The organism is Haloarchaeobius amylolyticus (genome assembly GCF_026616195.1).
GTDB classification, from domain to species: Archaea; Halobacteriota; Halobacteria; order Halobacteriales; family Natrialbaceae; genus Haloarchaeobius; species Haloarchaeobius amylolyticus.
Map to the genome: position 1 here is coordinate 124,299 of NZ_JANHDH010000001.1, position 22,960 is coordinate 147,258.

General features: G+C 67.5%; 25 protein-coding genes. 13 read left to right on the top strand and 12 right to left on the bottom strand.

What is annotated here, in order from left to right; translation table 11 throughout:
- The first annotated feature begins 49 nt into the window (after positions 1-49).
- Positions 50-1,081, top strand: a complete 1,032-nt coding sequence (locus NOV86_RS00655; RefSeq protein WP_267639292.1) for a phosphate signaling complex PhoU family protein — start codon at positions 50-52, stop codon at positions 1,079-1,081.
- A 77-nt stretch (positions 1,082-1,158) separates the two neighbouring features.
- On the opposite strand, the gene NOV86_RS00660 is transcribed toward NOV86_RS00655, so the two are convergent.
- The 3 genes from NOV86_RS00660 to NOV86_RS00670 all read right to left on the bottom strand — a co-directional run bounded on the left by NOV86_RS00660 (position 1,159) and on the right by NOV86_RS00670 (position 3,688).
- On the bottom strand, positions 1,159-1,632 hold the full coding sequence (locus NOV86_RS00660) for a DUF7528 family protein (RefSeq protein WP_368408747.1): 474 nt from the start codon (positions 1,630-1,632) through the stop codon (positions 1,159-1,161).
- Positions 1,633-1,894: 262 nt separating this feature from the next.
- Entirely contained in the window at positions 1,895-2,338 is a 444-nt protein-coding gene (locus tag NOV86_RS00665) for a DUF7528 family protein (protein ID WP_368408748.1), read from the bottom strand.
- A gap of 45 nt (positions 2,339-2,383) precedes the next feature.
- A complete protein-coding gene (locus tag NOV86_RS00670) occupies positions 2,384-3,688 on the bottom strand; it encodes an LEA/WHy family protein (protein WP_267639295.1) in 1,305 nt (434 codons plus the stop codon).
- A gap of 103 nt (positions 3,689-3,791) precedes the next feature.
- On the opposite strand from NOV86_RS00670, the gene NOV86_RS00675 reads away from it, so the two are divergent.
- The 4 genes from NOV86_RS00675 to NOV86_RS00690 all read left to right on the top strand — a co-directional run bounded on the left by NOV86_RS00675 (position 3,792) and on the right by NOV86_RS00690 (position 5,581).
- Complete coding sequence (locus tag NOV86_RS00675) at positions 3,792-4,010, top strand: DUF7525 family protein (protein WP_267639296.1); 219 nt, start codon at positions 3,792-3,794, stop codon at positions 4,008-4,010.
- Between the two features lie 61 nt (positions 4,011-4,071).
- Entirely contained in the window at positions 4,072-4,296 is a 225-nt protein-coding gene (locus NOV86_RS00680) for a DUF7123 family protein (protein ID WP_267639297.1), read from the top strand.
- A gap of 44 nt (positions 4,297-4,340) precedes the next feature.
- A complete protein-coding gene (locus NOV86_RS00685) occupies positions 4,341-4,775 on the top strand; it encodes an SRPBCC family protein (RefSeq protein ID WP_267639298.1) in 435 nt (144 codons plus the stop codon).
- On the top strand, positions 4,772-5,581 hold the full coding sequence (locus NOV86_RS00690; protein ID WP_267639299.1) for a nitrilase-related carbon-nitrogen hydrolase: 810 nt from the start codon (positions 4,772-4,774) through the stop codon (positions 5,579-5,581). The genes NOV86_RS00685 and NOV86_RS00690 overlap by 4 nt, the downstream gene beginning before the upstream one ends.
- A gap of 249 nt (positions 5,582-5,830) precedes the next feature.
- Here the strand turns inward: NOV86_RS00690 and NOV86_RS00695 are convergent, their stop codons facing one another.
- The 4 genes from NOV86_RS00695 to NOV86_RS23175 all read right to left on the bottom strand — a co-directional run bounded on the left by NOV86_RS00695 (position 5,831) and on the right by NOV86_RS23175 (position 11,604).
- A complete protein-coding gene (locus NOV86_RS00695) occupies positions 5,831-5,983 on the bottom strand; it encodes a hypothetical protein (protein ID WP_267639300.1) in 153 nt (50 codons plus the stop codon).
- 200 nt (positions 5,984-6,183) lie between these two features.
- Complete coding sequence (locus tag NOV86_RS00700; RefSeq protein WP_267639301.1) at positions 6,184-7,722, bottom strand: aldehyde dehydrogenase family protein; 1,539 nt, start codon at positions 7,720-7,722, stop codon at positions 6,184-6,186.
- Positions 7,723-7,869: 147 nt separating this feature from the next.
- Positions 7,870-8,667 (bottom strand): RIO1 family regulatory kinase/ATPase domain-containing protein, encoded by a 798-nt coding sequence (locus NOV86_RS00705; protein WP_267639302.1) that lies wholly within the window; start codon positions 8,665-8,667, stop codon positions 7,870-7,872.
- Between the two features lie 60 nt (positions 8,668-8,727).
- Complete coding sequence (locus NOV86_RS23175) at positions 8,728-11,604, bottom strand: DUF4350 domain-containing protein (RefSeq protein ID WP_267639303.1); 2,877 nt, start codon at positions 11,602-11,604, stop codon at positions 8,728-8,730.
- 209 nt (positions 11,605-11,813) lie between these two features.
- Here NOV86_RS23175 and NOV86_RS00715 point away from each other — a divergent pair, with 209 nt between their 5' ends.
- Positions 11,814-12,956, top strand: coding sequence for an acyl-CoA dehydrogenase family protein (locus tag NOV86_RS00715; protein WP_267639304.1), 1,143 nt, complete (start codon positions 11,814-11,816; stop codon positions 12,954-12,956).
- A gap of 24 nt (positions 12,957-12,980) precedes the next feature.
- Here the strand turns inward: NOV86_RS00715 and NOV86_RS00720 are convergent, their stop codons facing one another.
- Entirely contained in the window at positions 12,981-13,232 is a 252-nt protein-coding gene (locus NOV86_RS00720) for a hypothetical protein (RefSeq protein WP_267639305.1), read from the bottom strand.
- A 98-nt stretch (positions 13,233-13,330) separates the two neighbouring features.
- Between NOV86_RS00720 and NOV86_RS00725 the strand changes: the two genes are divergently transcribed.
- On the top strand, positions 13,331-13,543 hold the full coding sequence (locus NOV86_RS00725; protein WP_267639306.1) for a hypothetical protein: 213 nt from the start codon (positions 13,331-13,333) through the stop codon (positions 13,541-13,543).
- Between the two features lie 27 nt (positions 13,544-13,570).
- Here the strand turns inward: NOV86_RS00725 and NOV86_RS00730 are convergent, their stop codons facing one another.
- Positions 13,571-14,827, bottom strand: coding sequence for a Glu/Leu/Phe/Val family dehydrogenase (locus NOV86_RS00730; RefSeq protein ID WP_267639307.1), 1,257 nt, complete (start codon positions 14,825-14,827; stop codon positions 13,571-13,573).
- Between the two features lie 80 nt (positions 14,828-14,907).
- Complete coding sequence (locus NOV86_RS00735; RefSeq protein ID WP_267639308.1) at positions 14,908-15,750, bottom strand: HpcH/HpaI aldolase/citrate lyase family protein; 843 nt, start codon at positions 15,748-15,750, stop codon at positions 14,908-14,910.
- Between the two features lie 362 nt (positions 15,751-16,112).
- On the opposite strand from NOV86_RS00735, the gene NOV86_RS00740 reads away from it, so the two are divergent.
- The 4 genes from NOV86_RS00740 to NOV86_RS00755 are packed head-to-tail and all read left to right on the top strand — an operon-like array spanning position 16,113 to position 18,820.
- Positions 16,113-16,745: a heme NO-binding domain-containing protein gene (locus tag NOV86_RS00740; RefSeq protein ID WP_267639309.1), complete on the top strand. Its 633-nt coding sequence runs from the start codon at positions 16,113-16,115 to the stop codon at positions 16,743-16,745.
- A gap of 1 nt (position 16,746) precedes the next feature.
- On the top strand, positions 16,747-18,126 hold the full coding sequence (locus NOV86_RS00745; RefSeq protein ID WP_267639310.1) for a methyl-accepting chemotaxis protein: 1,380 nt from the start codon (positions 16,747-16,749) through the stop codon (positions 18,124-18,126).
- Positions 18,127-18,173: 47 nt separating this feature from the next.
- The gene (locus NOV86_RS00750) at positions 18,174-18,584 is read left to right on the top strand and encodes a hypothetical protein (RefSeq protein ID WP_267639311.1); all 411 of its coding nucleotides are present in this window, start codon (positions 18,174-18,176) and stop codon (positions 18,582-18,584) included.
- A 41-nt stretch (positions 18,585-18,625) separates the two neighbouring features.
- Positions 18,626-18,820, top strand: coding sequence for a glycine zipper domain-containing protein (locus NOV86_RS00755; protein ID WP_267639312.1), 195 nt, complete (start codon positions 18,626-18,628; stop codon positions 18,818-18,820).
- On the opposite strand, the gene gdhB is transcribed toward NOV86_RS00755, so the two are convergent.
- Positions 18,817-20,103 (bottom strand): glutamate dehydrogenase GdhB, encoded by a 1,287-nt coding sequence (gdhB, locus tag NOV86_RS00760; protein ID WP_267639313.1) that lies wholly within the window; start codon positions 20,101-20,103, stop codon positions 18,817-18,819. The genes NOV86_RS00755 and gdhB overlap by 4 nt on opposite strands.
- 248 nt (positions 20,104-20,351) lie before the next feature.
- Complete coding sequence (locus NOV86_RS00765; protein ID WP_267639314.1) at positions 20,352-20,612, bottom strand: hypothetical protein; 261 nt, start codon at positions 20,610-20,612, stop codon at positions 20,352-20,354.
- 28 nt (positions 20,613-20,640) lie between these two features.
- On the opposite strand from NOV86_RS00765, the gene NOV86_RS00770 reads away from it, so the two are divergent.
- The gene (locus NOV86_RS00770) at positions 20,641-21,189 is read left to right on the top strand and encodes a MaoC family dehydratase (protein WP_368408715.1); all 549 of its coding nucleotides are present in this window, start codon (positions 20,641-20,643) and stop codon (positions 21,187-21,189) included.
- Between the two features lie 304 nt (positions 21,190-21,493).
- Positions 21,494-22,957 (top strand): sulfatase-like hydrolase/transferase, encoded by a 1,464-nt coding sequence (locus NOV86_RS00775; RefSeq protein ID WP_267639316.1) that lies wholly within the window; start codon positions 21,494-21,496, stop codon positions 22,955-22,957.
- Positions 22,958-22,960: the final 3 nt, after the last annotated feature.

Sequence of the window (22,960 nt, forward strand, 5' to 3'; positions counted from 1 at the left end):
TAATGACTGGGTAGTCAGATATAAGGTCATCCTCGGGTTATGGACCCTCATGGAAACACGGAAGGTGCAACGGCTCGGGCCGTCCACGCTCGCGATGACGCTGCCCGCCGAGTGGGCCAAGGAACACGGCGTCGAGAAGGGCGACGAGGTCTCCCTCCGCATGGGTGGGAAGGGGACCCTCACCGTCATGCCGGAGTCGGCGAACACCGAGGAGTCGGAAGCCATCATCCACGCGGACAACCTGGACGCGGACGCGGTCGAGCGCGCCATCGTGGCGCAGTACGTGCTCGGCCGGCGCGTCATCCGCGTCGAACACGCGGACGGGACCCTGCCGTCGGACCACATCAACGCGGTCTACCGCGCCGAGACCCAGCTCATGGGCCTCGGCGTCATCGAGGAGACCCCCGAGAGCATCTCCATCCGCTGTTCGGTCGACCCCGAGGACTTCACGCTCGACAACCTGCTGGGCCGGCTGGAATCGACCGGGAGCACCATGCGCGGCGAGGCCATCAAGGCGCTCGCCCACGGCAACCCAGACCTCGCCCAGCGCGCCCTCAACCGGGAGCGCCAGGCGAACAAGATCTTCGTCCTGATGCTGCGACTCATCTTCACGGCCTACCAGAACCCGAACCTCGCCCGCGCGGTCGGGCTCGACTCCGGGTTCCCCCTCATCGGGTACCGCTCCATCGCGAAGAACCTCGAACTCACCGCCGACAACGCCGAGGACATCGCGGAGATCGTCCTCGAGGCCGAGGGCCACACCCTCGACGTGGAGTCGGGGACGATGCGGCGCATCCGCGAGTTCACCGAGCAGGTCGACGAGATAACCCAGATGGCCGTCGAGTCCGCCGTGGAGCGGGACTACCGCAAGACCATCGAGGTCCGCAAACTGTTCCACGAGATCGGCGACCGCGAACGGGAGATCCTGAACGACCTCCCCGAGATGGACAACGACGACCTCCTGCAGGTCCGCGAGGTGCTCGTCAGCCTCCAGCAGACCGCGCAGTACGCGATGCGGAACGCGGAGATCGCGGCGAACCTCGCGCTCAACGAGGAGTCCGAACACACGACCATCAACTGAGTCGTCGGCGGCGACGACTCCCGCGGATCCTTCTTTCGCGCCGATACCTGCGCAGAGCCGGGCGTGTCGCCCGCCGGTCAGTCGGCGGACACCTCCTCGAACTCGCTCGTCGCTGCGGTCGGCTCCGTGTGCTCCTCCGCTTCCGGCTCGTCCCCTGCCTTCGTCGCGGTCAACGGTCGCCGACAGGTTATCTCGCAGTCGAAGGCGGGATGCTCCGCGAGGTGTCGCACGAGCAGGTGGCGGCGGGAGCCGGTGATGCCGGTCCGCCCGACCGCCTCCGCCCCGAACTCGTCTGGCAACCGCTCGTAGAGTCGTTCGAGGGCGGCGAAACTGTCGAAGACCTTCGTGTTCCCCGCCGAATCGGCCGCGCGACGCGTCACCTCGTAGGCGCCGTCGGCCCGGTGGGCGCCGGCGGTCCGGAAGTACTCGGTGCGGTCGACGATGGCGTCGCCGATGCGTTCCTGCAGGGCGATGGCCTCCTCTCGGGTCAGCTCGCGTCGCTGGTCACCCAGCTCGACGACGACCGAACCGCGCTCGGCAGTCACTGAAATCTCATTACCGTCGGAAAACTCGACCAGGAGAGTGGGTACTCCGGTTCATACGACTCCGGTCTGTGGCATCGGGAATAAAGCTACCGCCCTGACAGGTCTGTCGGGGTGCTGGGCGGGGCTGGCGGCGGTGAGGCATGGGCGGGCTGCTGCCGGCGGCTGGCTGGCGCTCGCGCTATCGCACTGGCGTCGAAGGGACCGGTCGGCCCACGCATGGCTCCCGGGACTGGTCGTACTCGACCGAAACAGGAACGGTGGTGCCCGCTCAGTCGGCCGAGGCAGACACCTCCGCCTCGACGTCGGCCACGGCCGTGGTCTTCTGGACCGTCAGCGGACTGCGGCTGGTTATCTCGCAGTCGAAGGCCGGGTGTTCCGCGAAGTGACGCACCATCATGTGCCGGCGCGAGCCGGTGATGCCGGTGCGTCCGACCGCCTCCGCCCCGAACTCGTCGGGCAGGCGGTCGTACAGCCGCTTGACCGCCGTGAAGCTCTCGAACACCTTCGCGTTGCCCGAGGAGTCGGCGCCACGCCGGGTCACCTCGTACGAGCCGTCCTCGCGATGGACGCACGCGGTCCTGAAGAACTCGCGGCGTTCCACCAGCGCGTCGCCGATCTGGGACTGCAGCGCCACGGCTTCGCGTCTGGACAGCGTCTGTTCTGTACCACCGATAGAAACGACGATCGACTCACAGTCTGAGGTTACTGTGATCTCTTCACCGTCGGAGAACTCGACCAGGAGACTGGGTACTCCGGTTCATGTATGCATACGTGAGACAGCATCCACATTAAGGCTGTCGTCGGTGACACCTATCGCCAGTAGTCCGCCATCGTCGGTCGTGGTCGTGGTGTCGCCACCGTCGGTGGTGGTCCCGGAATCGCCCGACGTGGTCGTCGTGGTCGTGGTTCCGTCACCCGACGTGGTGGTCTCGGGGCTGGTCGTGGTGGCGTCCCCATCGCCGTCTGTCGTCGCAGTTCCCTCCGACGTGCCAGCGTCGTCACCGTCCGAGCTGTCGTCTGCACCCGCAGCGTCCTCGGTCTCGTTCCCGGTCGTGCTCCCCGCCTTGTTCCCGAAGAGGTCCGTCTCGATGGTCTCGCGGTGCGTGAACTGGTCCATCGGGACGGAGATGTCGGAGCCACTGACCTCGAAGGTCGCGTCGAACTCGATGCGCAGGTTCGTCACCTGGTCGTTCTCGATGTGGCTCACCCACCACTCGTCGAGCCGGTCGTTCTCGATGTGGGTCACGGTCCGGACCTTCGTGACCTCGCCCGGCTGGAGGACGTACTCCTGCGTGTTCGTCCCGTTCCCGACCGTGATGTTGTTCATGTAGATGTCGTAGTCGATCTCGGAGACGGGTATCGGGTAGGACTTGGGGTTGTACACGTAGAAGTCGAGCACGATGGGCGTCGTCTCGTCGGTCACGTTGCCCCACTGCCCCGCCGTCTCGTTGACGTAGAGGACGGGGTCGGACACCAGCGGCCGGTTCGCGTCTATCTCGCGAGTCTCCGTCGAGTTGAACGACGACAGCATGTCGGTCTGGATGGATTGCTGCTGGGAGACGGGGAACGAGCGACCGACCACGCCCGACTCCAGGCTCGCGGCGATGTCGACCTGAGTCCGCTCGTCGTTCCTGATGTGGCTGGTCCACCACGACGGGATCTTCTCGTTGTCGAGGTTCGTCCGCAACTCGAGCGAGGAGTTCCCCGGCGGCGTCTCGATGTCCGCCTTGTCACCGGTCGCCATCGAGATGCCGTTCATCGATATCTCGTAGGCGGCACTCACGTCGAGGAAGCCACTCCCGACCGGGTTGGGGTTGTGCACGCCGAGGTCGGAGACGATGACGGTCGTCGACTCGTTCACGCCACCGAACTCGTTCTCGACGCCCGTCACGGAGGGCACGCCGACGCCCAAGACGGCGACGAGGAGCCCCACCAGCAGGACGAGGGAGACCACGGCGACCCCCGCGATCCGCAGTTTGCTTCCGAACAGCAGCCCTGTCACACCGGACCCACCACCGCCGTCCGAACTCGATGCCCCGCTGGCCGCATCACCATCTTCCATGTCGATATCGAGAATGTCCTACTGTCTTAAACCTCATCGCCATACGTGTGTAGGGCCGGCCGGGACAGTGAGAACTAAGGCCCTCCCCCCGAAAGCGACGGACATGACCGCGACTTCGACCGACTCCTCGGACCGGGGCATCGGCTTCGGCGCCGTCTTCGGCGCCGTGACCGCACTCAGTGCCGCGGGCCTCGTCACGTTCGGCATCACCTACCTCCAGACCGGCGAGTCCGGCGCCCAGGAACTCGGCGCCTTCGCCTTCGCCGCCGCCGTCATCGCCGCGATGCTGGCGGTCTTCCTCATGCAGTGGTACGAGGTCTGACCTCGCCTACTGTCCGAGCGATAATCGTTATGTGTGTCAATACCGTATATCTAGATAGACGATGAGCGACTACTCCGAAGAGGAGCAGCGGATTCTCGCCTACCTGCGGGACAGCGTCTCCAGGGGCGAGCAGTACTTCCGCGCCAAGAACATCGCGGACGCGATCGGCCTCTCCTCCAAACAGGTCGGCACGCGACTCCCACGCCTCGCCGAGAAGACCGACGACGTCGAGATCGAGAAGTGGGGCCGCTCGCGCTCGACGACCTGGAAGGTAACCCTCGGATAGGCCGATTCCACGACGTTTTTATCGGTATAGCCACCAGTCAGCATATGACAGTCCGGGTAGAGCGGACGTTCGAGTTTCCCGTACACCCCGACCGCGTCTGGGAGTTCATCGCCGACCCGGAACTCCGGGCACGGCCCATCAGCGTCGTCGACGACTTCCGACTCGACGACGCCGACGGGCAGGAGGCGACCTGGTTCGTCAAGCTCCCCATCCCCCTGCTCGACAGGACAGCGGCGGTCCACACCCGCGACGTCGAGCGACGCGAGCCGGAGTTCGTGAAGTTCGTCGGGCGCTCGAAGGTGATGCGCGTGACCGGTGAGCACGAGATTACCCCGACCGAGGACGGGTGTACCCTCTCGAACAGGTTCGTCGTGGACGGCAAGTTGCCGGGCGTCGAGCGCTACTTCAAGAAGCACCTGGACGACGAACTGGACAACCTCGAAGCGGCCATGCGGGAGTACCTCGAACTGCCAGCATGAAGCTCGCACTCGCCCAGATCCGCGTCGAGGCTGCCGACGTGGCGGGGAACGTCGACCGCGCCGAGGCCGCCATCGAGCGCGCCGCGGCCCGTGGCGTCGACCTCGTCGCGCTCCCCGAGCTCTTCAACGTCGGCTACTTCGCGTTCGACCTCTACGCCCGGAACGCCGAGGGGCTCGACGGCGAGACGCTCTCACGGCTCTCGGACGCGGCACTGGACAACGACGTTGCGGTGCTCGCGGGCAGTATCGTCGAGGACCTCGGCGAGACGCGCGAGCAGACGGACGCCTACACGCCCGCGGAGGACGGGCTGGCGAACACGGCGGTCCTGTTCGACGCCGAGGGCGAGCGCCAGCTCGTCTACCGCAAGCACCACCTCTTCGGCTACGAGTCGGCCGAGACAGGCCTGCTGACCGCCGGCGAGCGCCTGCCGGTAACCGACCTCGGTGGGTTCACCGTCGGCGTGACCACCTGCTACGACCTCCGGTTCCCCGAGCAGTACCGTGAACTCCTGGACAGGGGTGCCGACCTCGTGCTCGTCCCCTCTGCGTGGCCGTACCCCCGCGTCGAGCACTGGCAGACGCTCCCGCGCGCCCGGGCCATCGAGAACCTCTCCTACGTCGCCACCATCAACGGGAGCGCGGACTTCGAGGACGCGACCCTCGTCGGCCGCTCGACGCTGTTCGACCCGTGGGGCACCCCGGTCGCGACGACCGACGACCGGCCGGACGTGGTCTACGCCGAGGCCGACCCCGACGAGATCGCCCGCGTCCGCGACGACTTCCCGGCACTCGACGACCGCCGGTGAGTCGTGCCGAAGCCACGGCCTTTATACGTGAGGGCGGCGAAGAGGCTGATGCCGGTCAGACGCTTTTCACGTCGATTCCGGCAAACGCCCGTCGCACCTACGCCCGCGCCCACCGTCTGTTCCGCGGGGCTACCTAGGGGCCTATCGCGGGACGGACATCTCGCCTCTCGTCCTCATCTTCCACAGTAACAGGTTCGACCCGTGGCTCTGGGCCGACGGTCGCTGCTCGATGTTCCTCCCGAGGACCGCTCAGTGTCGCCGCCGATAGAGCTCGCGTTCGGTCTCGATGGCACGTCGCTGGACGGAATCGAGTGCCTTCTCGCGGTCGTCCATGCTGGCGTCGACTCGTTCGGGGTCGCGGCGGAGGACCCGTGACAATCGCGACCGGACGCGTCTAAGCATGCCAATGTGTATCACAGACACGGTAATAAACCTTGGCAGACCGGCAGTTTACGCCCCGCCACCGATTCAGAGATTCGGTTGTGACTCGCAGTCGTTTCGGGCACATCACCGAAAAGAACGGGTAATCGTCGGCGAGAACGTGGACAATCGCCCCGTTCCCGTGCTATCGCGGTTCGGACAGGCGCGTGGCGCTGTCCTGCTCAGTCGTCGTCGGAGGACGTCTTGATGTCCGCGGACAGCCCCTGGGCCATCTCGATGTCCTTCGAGTTGTTGAGCGTCCAGGCGGTGCGCTCGGTGACGGCCTCGATGACCTCGCGAGCCGAGGGGTAGCCGTTACCGGACTTCTTGACGCCACCGAAGGGCAGCTGGACCTCGGCACCGATACACGGCAGGTTCCCGTAGGCGAGGCCGACCTCGGCGTTGTCGCGGTAGTAGTTGATCTGGCGGTAGTCCTCGGAGATGACGGCACCGGCGAGGCCGTACGGCGTGTCGTTGTGGATCTCGACGGCCTCCTCGATGTCACCCGAGTACTTCATCAGCGCGACGTGCGGGCCGAAGCACTCCTCGTTGATGCAGCGGAGGTCCGGGTCGTACTCGACCTCGTAGACGAACGGGCCGACCCAGTTGCCGTCCTCGTGGCCCTCGGGGATCTCGTCGTCCTCGAGCTCGAACCGGTCGACGAGGACGTTCGCGCCCTCCTTCTCGGCCATCTCGTTGTGGCGACTGATCTTCTCGACGTGCTCGGCCTCGATGGCCGGGCCCATGAACGTGTCCTCGGAGAGCGGGTCGCCGACGGAGATGTCCTTCGCGATGTCGACGTAGCGCTCCTTGAACTCGTCGTAGACGTCCTCGTGGACGATGAGACGCTCGGAGGAGACACAGCGCTGGCCGGTCGTCTTGAAGCTCGACATCACGGCCGAGTGGACGGCGACGTCGAGGTCAGCCTCCTCGGTGATGACGATGCCGTTCTTGCCACCCATCTCACACGCGGCGAGCTTGCCGGGCTGCTCTGCGACCTTCTGGGCGACCTCGTGGCCGACCTCGGCGCTGCCCGTGAACAGGACGGTGTCGGTGCGCTCGTCCTCGACGATCTGGGCACCGGCGTCGCCGAAGCCCTGCACCATGTTGAACACGCCGTCCGGGATGCCGGCGTCCTCGAACATCTCCGCGATGATCTGGGCACACCACGGCGTCTGCTCGGCGGGCTTGAAGACGACCGTGTTGCCCTCGACGAGCGCGACGGCCATGTGCCAGAACGGGATGGCGACCGGGAAGTTCCACGGGGTGATACAGCCGACGACGCCGCGCGGTTTGCGCCGCATGTAGGCGTCCTTGCTCGGGATCTCGGACGGGACCACGTCGCCCTTCGGGTGGCGGGCGTCGCCAGCGGCCCACTCGACCATGTGGTACGCCTCGATGACGTCGGCACGGCCCTCGGAGATCTCCTTGCCGCACTCCTTGGTGACGACCTCCGCGAGCTCCTCGGTCCGGTCACGGAGCTCGTGGTAGATGTCCCAGAGGTACTCCGCGCGGTCGATGTGGGAGAGGGAGCGCCACTCCTCGAACGCGTCGTCCGCCGCCTGAAGCGCGGTCTGTACGTCCTCCGGTGTCCCGCGGGCGAATTCGCCGAGGGTCTCGCCCGTCGCCGGATTCCGGCTCTCGAACGTCTCGTCGCTGCTACCGTCCGTCCACTCACCGCCGATGTAGTGCTGGTAGGTTTCGGTGGCCTGCTGGCTCATTTCAGGCAAATTTTTCGCTGGGGCGGGTCAAAAAGGCTGCTATGTGACCACCTGTCGTGTCGGTTCTCGGACTGTCAGAACCGAGCCATACGGGAACGTCGGCACGGCAGTCGGGGGGTTCCGTATCCGAAACCACACCTGACAGTATCAGTTCGCGATCTTCTCGATCTCACCCTTCACGAGGGCGGCGTCGAAGTCGTGGTCGGGCCTGAGCTTGACGAAGTCGAGGAACTCCCGGGCGGCGAGCAGGTCCGCGGTCGGGTAGACCGACGCGGCGATGCGGACCGCCTCGCGCGCCTGGAGCATCGGCGCGAGGACGGCCAGCGCACAGGCGAGGTCGTATGCGCGTGCGCCCGCAAGCCCCTCGTCGCGGACGCTGGTCGCGTCGATGAAGTACACCTCCTCGTCGACGACGAGGACGTTCTCCGCGCGCAGGTCGCCGTGGGCCAGCCCGTGGGCGTGAAGTTCGTGGAGGACAGCGAAGAGCGACCGGGCGAGCGTCCCGGCCGCGGCCGGCTCCACGTCGTCGAGCGTCCGGAAGTCGGGCAGGTACTCGAGAACCAGCACGCCGAGGTCGCCCACGCCGAAGGCCTCGACGGGTTCTGGCGCGTTCAGGCCGATGTCGCGCATCTTCCGGGTCGCCTCCAGCTCGTGTTCGGCCATCTGGAGCGGCCCGTCGAACCGGTCGAAGAAACCCTCGGTCCCCGAGGAGAACACGCCGAGGTTGCGCCCCGTGGTGAACAGCGCGTGGACCAGCGCATTCTGGGGCGTGATGACCTTCACGAACCAGCGGTCGTCGACCACGAGCGGGGTCGACAGCCAGTTGTCGGCCTCGAGGAACTCGATGCGGACGGTCTCGTCGGGCGAGCGGCGGGCAAGCTCTCTGCCGACCTGCTCCAGGTCGTTCCACGGAACGCTCCCGCGGACCCAGTTCCGCAACGACACGTCGCTAGGAGACGTGATGTGCGGTAAAAACAGTTCGGCCGGGCCGCTGGGGGGTTCCGGCTAGTCGCCGCGACCGCGCTTCTTGCCCTTCCCGGCCTTGTCGCCCGTCGGCCCCTTCGGACTGTTCCCGGGCTCGTCCTCGTCCTCGCCCCACGGCTCGGGCTCGACCGGCCTGGTCACGTCGACGGCCGGGTTGAACGTCCCCGTGACCGGGATGGTCGGGTCCTCGTTCACGTTCGCCTCGGGGTCGGTGACCGCGTCGCCGGAGAGCCGGAGTTTCGACCCGAGCGCCGCGGCGACCGCGTTGAGGTTCTCGCGAGCGTCGGCCGGGGCGGCCGCGTCGCCGAGCAGGACGACCGCACCGCCGCGGGCGCGGAACCGTGCCAGCGAGTCGAGTTCCGCCTCCGAGAGGGCCGCCGTCGGCGTGGTGACCAGCAGCGCCCGGGCGTCCCCGAGCCGGTCCGCGGTCAGGTCGTTGACCTGCTCGAGGCCGATGCCGACGCCCTCAAGGAAGCGCTGGTAGTACGCCGCGTCCTCGCTCGAGAGCGCGTAGTCGGCGGCGAACTGGCCGTGGCCGCCGTCGATGAGCACGTCGCCGTCCGTCGCGGCGAGCGAGTCGAGCAGGTTCGTCAGGAAGACGAAGTTCTCGTAGGTCGCCGTCGAGACCGCGAAGTCCTCGTCGGCCTCGTAGGACTCGTCGACGAGCAGCCCGCCGACCATCGCGACGCGCTTGCCGCGGTCGACGGCCGCCAGCGGCGCACCGGGGGTCGAGGCCGAAGACCCGGCGAAGGCGGCGACGCGGCCGCGGCCGAGCGTCCCGCGGGAGACGGTCACGCGCGCCGCGTTCGGCACGAAGACCGACTCGACACGGCGGTTCCGGATGGCGGGCGAGTTCTCGGGGTCGCTCTCGGCCCAGAGGCCGCGGTCGGCGGCACGGGCGTCGGCCTCGGCGGCCCAGAAGGACTCGTGGCGGGAGAGCCCGGAGCCGTAGACCCGGGCGTAGCCGTCCGCGATGAGTCGCCGGTTGAACAGCGCGTCGCGCGAGCCCGAGTCGTCGGCGTCGTAGCCGATGTAGCCGAGCAGGCGGCCGAAGGGGTCCCTGACGCCCTCGTTCGGGTCGAACCAGAGGTCGACCGTCTCGCCGGCGAGTTCGGCGCGGGCGAAGTCGGTCGCCTCGTCGGCCCAGTACGCGAGGTAGGGGTAGGTCGTCTCCTCGCCGAGGCCGGGGCGGTCCACGAAGTACGGGAGCGAGTCGTCGAATCGCGTGGTGGTCGGGCGGAACGGCGCGCCGGAGTTGGACTCGTCGTCCATCACCTGCGAGTCGTCGAAGCCGAATCCGAGGTCGAGGCCGGCCGCGAGGTCGTTCATCGCCGCCGTCGCGTCGTAGCCGCCGTAGTCGGACTGGTCGTGGAGGAAGACTGCACCGCCCTCACTGACGAACTCGGCGAGCGCGTCGATCTCGGCCTGGTCGAAGGCGTACCCCGGCGTCGTGACGACGACGGCGTCGGCCGCGTCGAGGTCGGCGACGAGGTCGTCGGTCGCGCGCACGTCGTAGCCGTTGTCCTCGGCGTACGAGCCGAAGCCGTCGAACTGCGAGAGGCCGTAGTACTGGCCGTGGGACTCGTCCCAGAGGACGGTCCCGCCGCCGACGAGGTCGTCCCAGACGGTGAGCAGGAACTCCTCGTTGCCGTACTCGTACGGGGTCCCGTCGCTGACGAGCATGGAGCCGAAGCCGGCGACCCGGCCGTCGACGGCCGCGAGTGGGATGGGGTCGTCGCCGTAGGGCGTGGCGTCGCCGTTCCCGTCGGCGTCGGTGACCCGTGCGGAGTCCTCGGCCCAGACCGCCACGAGGTCGTCGTCGGTCAGTCTGCTGCCGTCGGCGTCGACCAGAGCGCTGGTCGAGCCGAACTGGAGCGCGGGGAGCGGCGTGGTCTCGGAGCCGTCACCGAGCCCTTCCCACTCCTCGGGGCGCTCGAACTCCGCGTTGAACGCCTTCTCGGGCGTGTCGACCCCGAGCACGCGGATGGACTCGACGGTGCCGCCGGGGAAGCGCACGTCGACCGTGTCGCCGTCGGTGACGGTCTCGACCTGGACCTCGTAGGTCCGGCCGACCTCGAGGTCCGGCCCGCTGTCGCCGATGCCGGTGCGGTCCGCGAAGAGGTCGAAGGCGTCGTTGAACGCCGTGGTCGTCGGGACGTAGTCGACGCCCGCGTTGTTGGTCGAATCGAACACCTGGTCGTCGTTGAAGCGGAACGCGAGCCCCAGCGCGTCGGCGATGGCGTTCAGGTTGTCCGTCTGGTCGTAGTTCGAGAAGTCGGACTGGTCGTGGAGCATGAGCGTCCCGCCATCCGCGACGAAGTCGGCGAGTGCCGTCTGCTCCGCGTCGGAGAACGCGTCGGCGGGCGTGGTGACGACGAGCGCGTCGGCGCCGTCGAGGTCGGCGACGAGGTCGCCCGTCGCCTGCACGTCGTAGCCGTTCGCCTCGGCGTAGGACTCGAACGTCTGGAAGGAGCCGAGGTCGTAGAACTGGCCGTGGGACTCGTCCCAGCGGACGGTCCCGCCGCCGACGAGCGCGTCCCACACGTTGAGGACGAACTCGTCGTTCCCGGTCGTGAAGTCGGTGTCGTCGGGGACCAGCATCGTCCCGAAGCCGGCGACGGCGCCCGCGTTCGAGTCGTCGATCGCCACGAGGGGGATGCGTCCCGAGTACTCGACCGCGTCGCCGTCGTCGTCCGCGTCGTCGTTCGTCGCGGTGTCCTCGGCCCAGACCGCCACCAGCGAGTCGTCCGACAGTGGCGTCCCGTCGGCCGCGAGGATACTACTCGTGGAGTCGAACGCGAGTGGTGGGATGGTCTGTGCTGCTCGTGTCAGGCCGGTCAGGCCGGTGGTGACCGCGGCGCTGGTCGCCAGCCCGGAGAGGAAGGTCCGTCGTTGCACAGGGATGAAACCGGAGCAGCGATTTATAAAATTACTGCTTCTCCAATCTAAAATCATACGTGTGCTACAGAGCTATATTGTTGGGTCTGTAGCTATCCATCGCCGGGGCCGCGTCGACCCCGTCGCCTGCCACTCGCCGGCATGACAGTCGAGGCACCCAGCGAGCGGCGCACAGAAGGCTTTATTTTCGTTCTGGGCAAGCATTGCGTATGGACTTCACGCTGCCCGACGAGCACCGGATGATCCAGGAGGAGGTCCGGCGCTTCTGTGAGGAGGAGATCGAACCCATCGCACAGGAGATCGAGAACGAGCACCGGTTCCCCCAGGAGATATTCGACCAGCTGGGCCAGCTCGACGTGATGGGCGTCCCCATCTCCGAGGAGTACGGCGGTCTGGGCGGCGACACACTGATGTACGCCGTCGTCGCCGAGGAACTGGGCCGCGTCTCCGGCTCGGTCGCCCTCTCCTACGTCGCCCACACCTCCCTCGCCTCGAAGCCCCTCGAACTGTTCGGCACCGAGGAGCAGAAAGAGCGCTGGCTCACCCCGCTGGCCTCCGGCGAGTACATGGGCGCGTGGGCGCTCACCGAACCCGGCAGCGGCTCGGACGCCTCCGACATGGACACGACCGCGGTCAAGGAGGGCGACGAGTGGGTCATCAACGGGACCAAGCAGTTCATCACGAACGCCTCCGAGGCCGGCAGCGTCCTCGTGAAGGCCGTCACCGACCCCGGCGCGGGCTACGACGGCATCTCGACGTTCATCGTCGACCCCGAGGCGGACGACGGGTTCGAGGTCACGACCATCTGGGACAAGATGGGCCTGAACGCCTCGCCCACCTGCGAGATCAAGTTCGACGACGTGCGCGTCCCCGAGGACCGCCTGCTCGGCGAGGAGGGCGAGGGCTGGAAGCAGACCATGAAGACCCTCGACGGCGGCCGCATCTCCATCGCCGCCATCTCGACCGGCCTCGCACAGGGCGCCTACGAGGCCGCCAGAGAGTACTCGAAAGAGCGCGAGCAGTTCGGCCAGCCCATCTCGAAGTTCGACGCCATCCGCGACAAGGTCGTCGAGATGGAGCGCAAGGTCGAACGCGCCCGCCTGCTCACCCACAAGTCCGCCTGGCAGTACGACCAGGGCGAACGCGTCACCAAGTCCTCCGCGCTCGCGAAGCTCGACGCCTCCGAGGCCTGCCGCGAGGTCGCCGAGGACGCCGTGCAGGTGCTCGGCGGCTACGGCTACACCGAGGACTTCGCCCCGCAGCGGTTCTACCGCGACGCCAAGCTCATGGAGATCGGCGAGGGGACCAGCGAGATCCAGCACCTCGTCATCGGGCGCGAACTCGGGCTGTAAGCGCAGGAGAACTCGTTCTCGATATCAGAAGCCGCGGCGCTCGTCGTCGTCGTCTTTCAGTTTGTCCATCGCGCGCTCGAAGTTCGCCCGGGTCGCGACGAACATCAGCGCGAGGAAGAGGATACCGATGACCGAGCCGAGGGTCCGGTAGCCGTTGACGTTCAGGTACGGGAAGACGATGAGCCCGTAGGCGAACAGTGCCACGAGGAACAGCCGGTTGTGCTCCTTGAGGAGGTCGACCAGTCGCCGGTAGAGCCCCGGGTCCGAGCCACGCATGGTTTCGTGCGGGTTGGTACCGAAGCAAGGTCAATCCTCCGGACCTACGCAGTTGGGCCGGAGACACACCTATCTCGCGTGCCACGTCTCACGTAGCTATGTCGCGCGACCAGTCCAGTTCCACGCAGGAGGACAGCGACATCAGCGACCAGGCGATCGACAGGGCGGTCGAGAAGATCCGCACGAAACTCGACTCCTACGAGGGCGAGGGCGGCGCGACGCAGACCGCCGCCGAGAAGGGTCACGAACTCGTCGACGAGCTGGAGTCGACGCTCCGTGACCTGGCGGGGTCGAACGACGGGAAGAAGTGACGGGGTCGACGGTGCAGTGCAGCGATCCTATGGCCAGTTACCCGAATCCGTGTACGCGTCGACGACGCGCCGGATGGCGTTGACGTAACACGCCGTCCGGAGGTTCGGGGTGTCGAAGGACTCGTAGGCCTCGGTCATGCGGTCGAAGGCGTCGACGATGATGGTCTCCAGTTCGTCGTTGACGCGCTCTTCGGACCACGAGAACCGCTGGCGGTTCTGGACCCACTCGAAGTACGAGACGGTGACACCGCCCGCGTTCGCGAGGATGTCCGGGACGACGTAGACGTCACGCTCGGTGAGCACGTCGTCGGCGTCGGGCGTGAGGGGGCCGTTCGCGGCCTCGACGATGATGTCGGCCTCGACCTCCTTCGCGAGGTCCTCGTCGATGGCGTTCTCGAGGGCGGCCGGGACGAGCAGGTCGACGTCCATCGTCAGCAGGTCGTCGTTCGAGAACTCCCCGGTGGCGTCCTCGTAGCCCGAGACGGAGCCGGTCTCGCGCTTGAAGTCCTTGACCGCGACGGGGTCGAAGCCGTCGGGGTTGTGGATGGCGCCGGAGGAGTCGGAGACGGCGACGATGTCCGCGCCGAGTTCGTCGATGAGCTTCGCCGCGATCCAGCCGGCGTTCCCGTAGCCCTGGACGGCGACCTTCGCCTGCCCGATGTCGCGGTCGAGGTAGTCGAAGACCTCGCGGGCGGCGAGCATGGTGGAGCGACCGGTCGCCTCGACGCGGCCCTCGCTCCCGCCGGACTCGATGGCCTTGCCCGTGACGACGCCGGGTTCGGTCTTGTCCTCCAGCGTCTCGTAGGTGTGTTTGATCCAGTTCATCTCGCGCTGGCCCGTGTTCACGTCCGGCGCGGGGATGTCCTTGTCCTCGCCGATGAGCGGGCGCAGCTCCGTCGCGAACGCGCGGGTGACGCGTTCGAGTTCGCCCTCGGAGTACTCCGAGGGGTCGATGACGATGCCTCCCTTGCCGCCACCGTACGGGATGCCGACGGTGGCGCACTTGTAGACCATCCAGCCCGAGAGCGCCTTGACCTCGTCGCGGGTGACGCCCGGGTGGTAGCGGATGCCGCCCTTGTAGGGACCGCGGTCCCCGTTGAACTGCGAGCGGAAGGCCTTGAACCGGCCGATGGACCCGTCGTCCATGTCGACGGTGAGGTTCGTCTCGAGCACTCGTTCGGGATGTTTGAGGCGTTCGAGGACGTCGTCGCCGACGTCGAGGTAGGCGGCGGCGTCGTCGATCTGCTCCTGGAGACTCTCGAAGGGATTGGCCTCGTCTGTCATCGTTCAGACCGACTCGGGGACACGGGTTAAGCGTGGCGGAATTATAATCATAGAGTACAATTAAATCCAAACTAAGGTCCTTATATTCTGCCGGCAGCCCGCGCCCGCGCGAGGACTCGCTCGGCCTGTGCGATGAGGGGCGCGTCGATCATCTCCCCGTCGACCTGGAAGACGCCGCGGCCCTCGGCGTCTGCCTCGTCCCGGGCGTCGAGGACGGCCTGGGCCCACTCGATGCGGTCGGCGGCGGGCGTGAAGGCGTCGTTGATGACCGGGACCTGCGAGGGGTGGATGGCCATCTTCCCGTCGTAGCCGAGCTGGATGGCGAAGTCGGTCTCGTCGGCGAGCCCCTCGGAGTCCGAGAAGTCGGTGTAGACCGTGTCGATGGCGTCGAGCCCGTGGGCGGCCGCCGCGACGACCACCTTCTCCCGGGCGTAGAGGACCTCGGTGCCCTCGTCGGTCCGGGTCGCGCCGATGTCGGCCGAGAGGTCCTCGGCGCCGAAGACCAGCGCATCGGTCGCGTCGGCGCTCCCGATGTCGCCTGCCGCGAGCACGCCGGCCGCGGACTCCACGAGGGCGAGCACGGGTGGCGTCTCGCCCGGGAACGCCTCGTCGAGTTGGTCCACGTCTGCCGCCCCGGCGACCTTCGGGAGCATGAGGGCGTCGAGTCGGAGGTCGCCAGCGAGGGCCTCCACGTCGTCGGCCATGCCCGACGCCGGCGGGTTCACCCGGACGCAGACCTCGCAGTCGGGGTCGAACTCGGCGTCGGTGAGTAGCTCGCGGACGTGCTCGCGTGCCTCCGCCTTGCGCCCCGGGGCGACCGCGTCCTCGAGGTCGAAGACGACGGTGTCGGCGCCGGTGCCGGGTGCTTTGCGCATCAGCTCCGGGCGGTCGCCCGGCGAGAACATGACGCTGCGTCTGACCATATCGGTCCTGCGCACCGACGGTAGTTCAAAGGTAGCGGTTCGGGGGTGACCGCAGTCGGGCCACCAGAGCTGGCAGTCGTGGGACCCGATCCGGTTCGCGCACCAGCACGACTCCCCCTCGTCTGGCCGGACGAACCGGGCGACGTTGCCGGTTCCGATACTGTTCGAAGCGTCGACAGGACACGCGGTGCGACGCATGCCTAACCAGCTAGGCCACCAAGCTATCCACTTCTGTATTTGGGGAGAAAGACCTTTGTAGGGGGTTGCGGAGGCCGGGACAGGAATGATGGGAGACAGCAGCAGTCTGGGTGGACCACGGAGAGACGAGAACCGGGCGGGACCGGGCAGGAGAGGGCGCTGAGATGCACGGCGTCATCCTCAAAGCGCTCCAGGACTACGTCATCTCGGAGTACGGCCGCGAGGCGTGGGAGGAGGTCCAGGCCCGCGCCGACGTCGAGGAGAAGGTGTACGTCCCGGTGACGGTGTATCCGGACGAGGACGTCTACGAGCTGGCGACCGCCGCCGGCGAGGTCACGGGCAAGGGCGCCCGACAGGTGCTCTGTGACTACGGGACCTACGTCGTCCAGCCGCTCGTCTCGATGTACGACATCCACATCGACGACGACTGGGGCGCACTGGCACTCATCGCCAACATCGAGCAGTACCACACCTCGCTGCGGACCCGCGACATGGTCGAGGTCACGACGCCCCGCGTCCGGTCGGAGTGGCTCGACGACGACGAGGAGCTGGTCCGCATCACCTACGACTCCGACCGGCACCTCTGTGACGTGGCCCGCGGCGCCATCATGGGCGTCTCCCGGTACTTCGGCGACCAGCTGGCCTTCGAGGAGCAGACCTGCATGCTGGAGGGCGACGACGCCTGCCGGTTCGTCATCAGCCGCGACGAACAGCAGGTGACGGCCCACGTCCACGACGCGAGTACCGACCCGGGCGTCACCGGCGAGGGCGACGACCGCCTCGCCCGGGGTGACTGAGATGGGCGGCATCTTCGGCGGCGTGTTCGACGACGACGAGGTCCACATCGACGAGTTGACCGAGGCGCTCCGGCGCGTCCGGGCCGGCGAGATTCCCGGCGAGCCCGCGGACGAGGCCGAGTCCATGACCGAGTTCTACCGGGAACTCGACGGCCTCGCGACCGACCTCGAGCAGGCCCGGGCGGACGCCGCCGAGGCGACCCGCGAGCGCGAGGCGGTCGAACGCACGGCCAGAACGTACGGCGACACGATGGCCGCGATGAGCGACGGCGACCTCACCCGACGTCTCGACGAGACCGTCGAGAACGAGGGCCTGGGCGACCTCGCGACCGAGTTCAACGCCCTGATGGCCGAGTTCGAGACCGCCGTAATCTCGCTCAAGAAGTTCGCCGGCGAGGTGGCGACGTACAGCCGCGAGGTCAGCGCCAGCACCGACACGGTGCAGACCGGCGGCGAGCACGTCAGCGACTCCCTCTCGGACATCGCCGGCGCCACCGAGGCACAGAGCGCCAGCCTCCAGTCGGTGGCGGCGGAGATGAACAGCCTCTCGACGACCATCGAGGAGATAACCGCGACGGCGAACGAGGTCGCCGAGACGGCCGAACGGACCGCCGAGACCGGGAACGAGGGTCGGGCCGCGGCGGCCGCCGCCACCGAGAGCATGCGTAACATCGAGGCCGAGACCGAGGAGACCGTCGCCGCGATGGCGTCGCTCGAATCGGAGGTGGCCGCGGTCGACGACCTCGTCGACACCATCGCCGAGGTGGCCCAGCGCACCAACGTCCTCGCACTCAACGCCAACATCGAGGCGTCCAGAAACGGGGACTCTGAGGGCTTCGGCGCGGTCGCGAGCGAGATCAAGGACCTCTCCGAGACGACCCAGGAGGCCGCGGCGAACGCCGAGGAACGCCTCGACCGCATCGCCGCGGAGACCGGCCGCTCGGTCGAGCAGATCGAACAGACACAGGCCGTCGTCTCCGAGGACGTGGCCGACGTCGAGCGCGCCATCGAGGCGCTGGACGACGTGGCCGACTACGCCCAGCGCACCAACGAGGGCGTCCAGGAGATAACCACCGCGACCGAGCAGCAGGCCGACTCCACCCAGGAGGTCGTCACGCTGGTCGAGCGCGTCACCGAGTCCGCGACCGGCGCGACCGAGGAGTCCGAGGCTGCCTCCTTCCGCGCCGCGGCCAACGCGAACGCGCTCGGGCACGTCTCCGACAGCGCCGGCCGGCTGACGACCCAGTCCCGGCAGCTGCTCGCCAGGCTCCAGCAGTTCGACACCAGCCGTGGCTACGACCTGCCCGAGGCCCGGGTGACCGAGCCGAACACGGCCGAACAGATATCGGCCGGGCAGGCCGACCCGAAGGCGTCGGACTGAGTTCGGTCGGCGGTTCGTCTTAGTGTCTCGGCGGCGTCGGATAGGGCATGACCGACAGCGAGGGCGTCGTTCGAACCGAGTTCGACCGGCTCCCGAAGCACATCCACCCGGCACCGACAGCCGACTCCGCGACCGTGGATCTCTTCGCGGGCCCCCGCCAGGTGGTCGTCCTCGGCCACGTTCGGAACGGCGACTCTCGCCACGACCTCGTCGCCGAGGACGTCCGAGTCGAACGGGCGGGAGCGGACCGACACCTCCACGTGACGCTCCGCATCGAGCGAACGGATGCCGAACTCGTCACGACGGGCCCGGCTGTGCACGCCTATCGTCTTCTGGTAGAGTTCTCCGACACCGTCCCGAACGAGTACCACATCACCCATCTCGACCAAAACGGGGAGGTACAGTTCGAGACGATGGAGGCACTCATGGTTCCGCCACACCGGGTGTCCGACCACTGAGCGTCACGAACAGCTATAACTTCTACTCACCTCTCTCGACTATGACCGAGAACATCGGCGTGGCGATGGGGCTGGGAATCGCCATGGGGACTGCACTCGGCGCCGGCATCGGCGCCGCGACGGGCGACATGGGGCTGTGGCTCGGGACCGGTATCGCGCTGGGGACGGCGTTCGGGGCCGGGTTCTACAGCACGCAGAACGAGACCGAAGACGAATCGGCCGGCGAACCGAACTAGGGCCAGAGCCCGCGGGCCTCGTGGGCCTCGGCGACCCGCGAGAGGGCGACGATGTAGGTCGCCTCACGCCAGGTCACGTCGCGGGCCTCGACCTCGGCCTTGACCGCGGTCCAGGCCTTCAGCATCTCCTGGTGGAGCTCCTCGTTGACGCGTTCGAGCGACCACTGGCGACGGTTGATGTCCTGCAGCCACTCGAAGTACGAGACGGTCACGCCACCCGCGTTCGCGAGGATGTCCGGGACGACCGGGATGCCGCGCTCGGCGAAGATCTCGTCCGCGGTCGTGGTCGTCGGCCCGTTCGCGCCCTCGACGATGAGGTCGGCCTGTACGTCGTGGGCGTTGTCGGCGGTCAGGACGTTCCCGATGGCAGCCGGGATGAGCACGTCCACGTCGAGTTCGAGGAGTTCCTCGTTCGAGAGGGACTCGGGCGCGTCGTAGCCCGAGACCATGCCGGGGCGGGCGTCGTGGTCCTCGACGTCCTGCGTGTCCAGCCCGTCGGGGTCGAAGATGGCGCCGTCCACGTCGGAGACGGCGACGACCTTCGCGCCCTTCTCGTCGAGGTAGCGGGCGGCGTACGCACCCACGGAACCGAAGCCCTGCACCGCGACCGTGGTGTCCGCGATGTCCCAGTCGTAGTACTCGATGGCCTGCTCGGCGATGATACCGACCGAGCGGCCGGGGGACTCCTCGCGGCCGTAGGAGCCGCCGATGACCGGCGGCTTCCCGGTGACGACGCCGGGGATGGTCTCGCCCTCCTGCATCGAGTAGGCGTCCATGAACCACGCCATCTCCTGCGGGCCGGTGCCCATGTCGGGTGCGGGGATGTCGTGCTTCGGGCCGATGAGGTCGCGCAGTTCCTCGGCGAACCGGCGGGTGAGCCGTTCCTTCTCGCCCTCGGAGAGCTCTTTGGGGTCGACGACGATGCCGCCCTTGCCGCCGCCGAAGGGCAGGTCCATGACGGCGCACTTCCAGGTCATCCACATCGACAGGCCGATGCACTCCTCCTCGGTGACGCCGGGGTGGAAGCGCAGGCCGCCCTTGAACGGGCCGCGGACGCTGTCGTGCTGGGCGCGGTAGCCGGTGAAGACCTCGGTCGAACCGTCGTCGCGCTGGAGCGGGATGGAGACGCGCTGGACGCGGTCGGGGTGGTTCAGGCGCTCGATGGTACCCTCGTCGACGTCGAGGTACTCGGCCGCCCGGGCCAGCTGGCGGCGGGCGGTCTCCAGGGCGCTCTCTTCGTGCTGTGCTTCCTCGTCTTCCTCTGTGGCTGTTGCTGTTGCCATGGTTCTAGGTTCTCGCCGTCATCTGCCACCGTGGGCGTGCGAGCCGTGGCTGTGGGTCACAGTGACACGACGACGGACGAAACGCGACCGGCAGACGCTGTTCCCACGCACTGGCGGGCTGCCGGGGCATTTGCCAGACCTTCCGTGGACGTATTGATAAATAAAACGGTTTGGGTTCGTGCAGAAGTTACGGCGGTAGCTGGCCGCGAAAAAACGGAACAGGGCGGTTCTGGCTGGCGCGTCCCCTGTCAGAGACTCCGGTTAAGTGTGAACAGCCCGAGGGACGCCGCCCCGGCGATCGCCAGGGTCCCAGCCACGCCGGGACCGGTGCCCGACCCACCGCCTGAATCTCCGCTGTCGGTCGGGCTGCCGACGGACTGCGTGCCGTCTCCGCCGCCGGCCGTCGCGTCGTTGCCGTCGCTCGCGGCGACGGCGATACCCGCGGCGACCACCATTGCGAGGATTGCGAACAGGACGAGGACGTGACGTATCGTCACGGTTTCGAACATATTATCACTACAATGCAGCCCCCGGCGTGTGTACGGCACACCTAACAGTGTTGGGACAGGTGGAAGGGAACCGACTAAGACCACGGCCCGAGACGACTCGCGCATGCCAGGGCTCTACTACGAGGAGTTCGAGGTCGGCGAGACCATCGAACACGAGCGCCGCCGGACCATCTCCGAGAGCGACAACCAGCGCTTCTGTGACATGACGATGAACCAGCAGCCGCTGCACCTGGACGAGGCGTTCGCCGCCGACACCCAGTTCGGCGAGCGACTGGTCAACGGCATCTACACGATGGCGCTGGCGGTCGGCATCTCCATCCCCGAGACGACCGACGGCACCATCGTCGCGAACCTCTCCTACGACGAGGTCTCGCACCCGAACCCGGTGTTCCACGGCGACACCATCCGGGTGCAGTCCACCGTCACGGACAAGCGCGAGACCAGCGACGGCGACCGCGGCATCGTCACCATGCACGTCGAGGTGTTCGCGCTCCCCGAGGACCCGGACGACGACGAGACACTCGTCTGCGAGTTCGAGCGCACCGTGCTCTCGCTCAAGCGCGAGAACGCCGAATAGCCGGCTCCACTCGCCCTCCTCCCGGTGACAGTCCACGGACATGACCGGTTCCCGTCGTGGATTTAGCCGCTCCCGAAGACCGCCACGTCTCCCGGTTGGAGGGGCTTAACCCCTCCATAAGTAATGTGCTAGCTGTCGTTCGTGACGGTAGCATGAACTGGGCCTCCGCGAATCGAACGACCGACGAGCGACGGGCGTGCGCTCCGACAGGGCGGGCGCCACGTCGTCGCCACGCCACCGACGCGACCGTCGCCCGTCCGACAGCAGCGACCGCCGGGCAGCCGCGACCGGGGAGGGGACGGCAGTGACGCGGAACGTCGTCCTCGTCGTCCTCGATACGGTCCGGAAGGACACCTTCGACGAGTACGCACCGCGGCTGCGCAACCGCGCCGGCAGCTCCTTCGAGCAGTGTCGCGCGGCGAGTTCGTGGAGCACGCCGAGCCACACGAGCATGTTCACCGGCGAGTTGCCCCACGAACACGGGGTCCACGCCGAGCACTTCGACTCCACCTTCGACTTCTCGCAGTTCGCCATCGCCGACACGTTCCTCGGGGACCTCCCCGACCACCGGACCGTCGGCCTCAGTGCGAACTCCTACATCAACCCGCACTTCGGGTTCGACGCGCTGTTCGACGAGTTCTACGACTTCTCCATCGGCTCGCACACCGCCGAGTCGCTGTTCACCGAGGGCAAGACCGTCCAGGAGTACATGAAGCGCACGGACGAACCGAGCGCCGCGAAGCGATACGTCGGCTTCCTCAAGGAGTGTCTCGAACACGACCGGCCGGCGAAGAGCCTCGCGAACGGCGTCTGGGCGCTCGCCGGGCCGAAGCTCAAGCGCATGGACGTCCCCATCCCCGAACCCGTCGACGACGGCGCGGGCGTCATCAGCGACACGATGGCGGAGACCGTCGAGGACGGCACCGAGCCGACGTTCGTCTTCGCGAACTACATGGACGCCCACACGCCGCTTCGCAACCTGCTCCAGCACGACCGGAGCCTCCACTCGGTGCCGAACTCGTGGAGTTCGACCGAGATCGACAAGTGGGAACTGAACAAGGACGGGCTCGCGACAGAGGAGTACACCGAGAACTACCGCGAGGTGTACGCCGCCGCGGTCGACTACCTCGACCGGACCGTCAGCGACCTCGTCGACCGGCTCCAGGCCGCGACCGACCGCGAGACCACGGTCGTCGTCACCGCCGACCACGGCCACAACCTCGGCTACGAGGCCGACGACGACCTGTTCCACCACACCGGGAGCATGAGCGAGGGCGTGATGCACACGCCACTCGAGATCATCAACCCGCCCGAGGGCTACCCCGCCGTCGAGGACCGTCTGTTCTCGCACCTCCACCTCGGCGACCTGCTCGTCGACCTCGCCCACGAGCGCCCCCTGGACGAGGACTACTTCCACGACCGCATTCCGGCCGAGACCGTCGGGCTGCTCGGCGGCGACAACGCCACCTGGGGCCGGGAGTTCGACGACGAGGAGTACGCCTGGTGGAACCGCATGATGCGGGTCGTCTACGAGGACGGGACCAAGCGCCAGTGGAACTCGCTGGGCGAGTCGTTCCGGTACCGGCTCGACCCGGACCGGCCCTCCTGGCAGGGCCTCGTCGCGGAGGACGTGGACATCCCCGAGGCCGACCGCGAGTGGTTCGACGTCGAACTGGCCGAGTACAAGCGCTCGGTCTCGGAGACGACGCAGGACACGGACTTCGACGACGAGGTCGAGGACCACCTCAAACAGCTCGGGTACCTCTGAACC

Excerpts from the sequence above, each read along its gene's own strand:
- NOV86_RS00655 (WP_267639292.1), top strand. The coding sequence starts at position 50 with ATGGAAACACGGAAGGTGCAACGGCTCGGGCCGTCCACGCTCGCGATG.
- NOV86_RS00670 (WP_267639295.1), bottom strand. The coding sequence starts at position 3,688 with ATGGAAGATGGTGATGCGGCCAGCGGGGCATCGAGTTCGGACGGCGGT.
- NOV86_RS00675 (WP_267639296.1), top strand. The coding sequence starts at position 3,792 with ATGACCGCGACTTCGACCGACTCCTCGGACCGGGGCATCGGCTTCGGC.
- NOV86_RS00680 (WP_267639297.1), top strand. The coding sequence starts at position 4,072 with ATGAGCGACTACTCCGAAGAGGAGCAGCGGATTCTCGCCTACCTGCGG.
- NOV86_RS00685 (WP_267639298.1), top strand. The coding sequence starts at position 4,341 with ATGACAGTCCGGGTAGAGCGGACGTTCGAGTTTCCCGTACACCCCGAC.
- NOV86_RS00690 (WP_267639299.1), top strand. The coding sequence starts at position 4,772 with ATGAAGCTCGCACTCGCCCAGATCCGCGTCGAGGCTGCCGACGTGGCG.
- NOV86_RS00695 (WP_267639300.1), bottom strand. The coding sequence starts at position 5,983 with ATGCTTAGACGCGTCCGGTCGCGATTGTCACGGGTCCTCCGCCGCGAC.
- NOV86_RS00700 (WP_267639301.1), bottom strand. The coding sequence starts at position 7,722 with ATGAGCCAGCAGGCCACCGAAACCTACCAGCACTACATCGGCGGTGAG.
- NOV86_RS00715 (WP_267639304.1), top strand. The coding sequence starts at position 11,814 with ATGGACTTCACGCTGCCCGACGAGCACCGGATGATCCAGGAGGAGGTC.
- NOV86_RS00720 (WP_267639305.1), bottom strand. The coding sequence starts at position 13,232 with ATGCGTGGCTCGGACCCGGGGCTCTACCGGCGACTGGTCGACCTCCTC.
- NOV86_RS00725 (WP_267639306.1), top strand. The coding sequence starts at position 13,331 with ATGTCGCGCGACCAGTCCAGTTCCACGCAGGAGGACAGCGACATCAGC.
- NOV86_RS00730 (WP_267639307.1), bottom strand. The coding sequence starts at position 14,827 with ATGACAGACGAGGCCAATCCCTTCGAGAGTCTCCAGGAGCAGATCGAC.
- NOV86_RS00735 (WP_267639308.1), bottom strand. The coding sequence starts at position 15,750 with ATGGTCAGACGCAGCGTCATGTTCTCGCCGGGCGACCGCCCGGAGCTG.
- NOV86_RS00740 (WP_267639309.1), top strand. The coding sequence starts at position 16,113 with ATGCACGGCGTCATCCTCAAAGCGCTCCAGGACTACGTCATCTCGGAG.
- NOV86_RS00745 (WP_267639310.1), top strand. The coding sequence starts at position 16,747 with ATGGGCGGCATCTTCGGCGGCGTGTTCGACGACGACGAGGTCCACATC.
- NOV86_RS00750 (WP_267639311.1), top strand. The coding sequence starts at position 18,174 with ATGACCGACAGCGAGGGCGTCGTTCGAACCGAGTTCGACCGGCTCCCG.
- NOV86_RS00755 (WP_267639312.1), top strand. The coding sequence starts at position 18,626 with ATGACCGAGAACATCGGCGTGGCGATGGGGCTGGGAATCGCCATGGGG.
- gdhB (WP_267639313.1), bottom strand. The coding sequence starts at position 20,103 with ATGGCAACAGCAACAGCCACAGAGGAAGACGAGGAAGCACAGCACGAA.
- NOV86_RS00765 (WP_267639314.1), bottom strand. The coding sequence starts at position 20,612 with ATGTTCGAAACCGTGACGATACGTCACGTCCTCGTCCTGTTCGCAATC.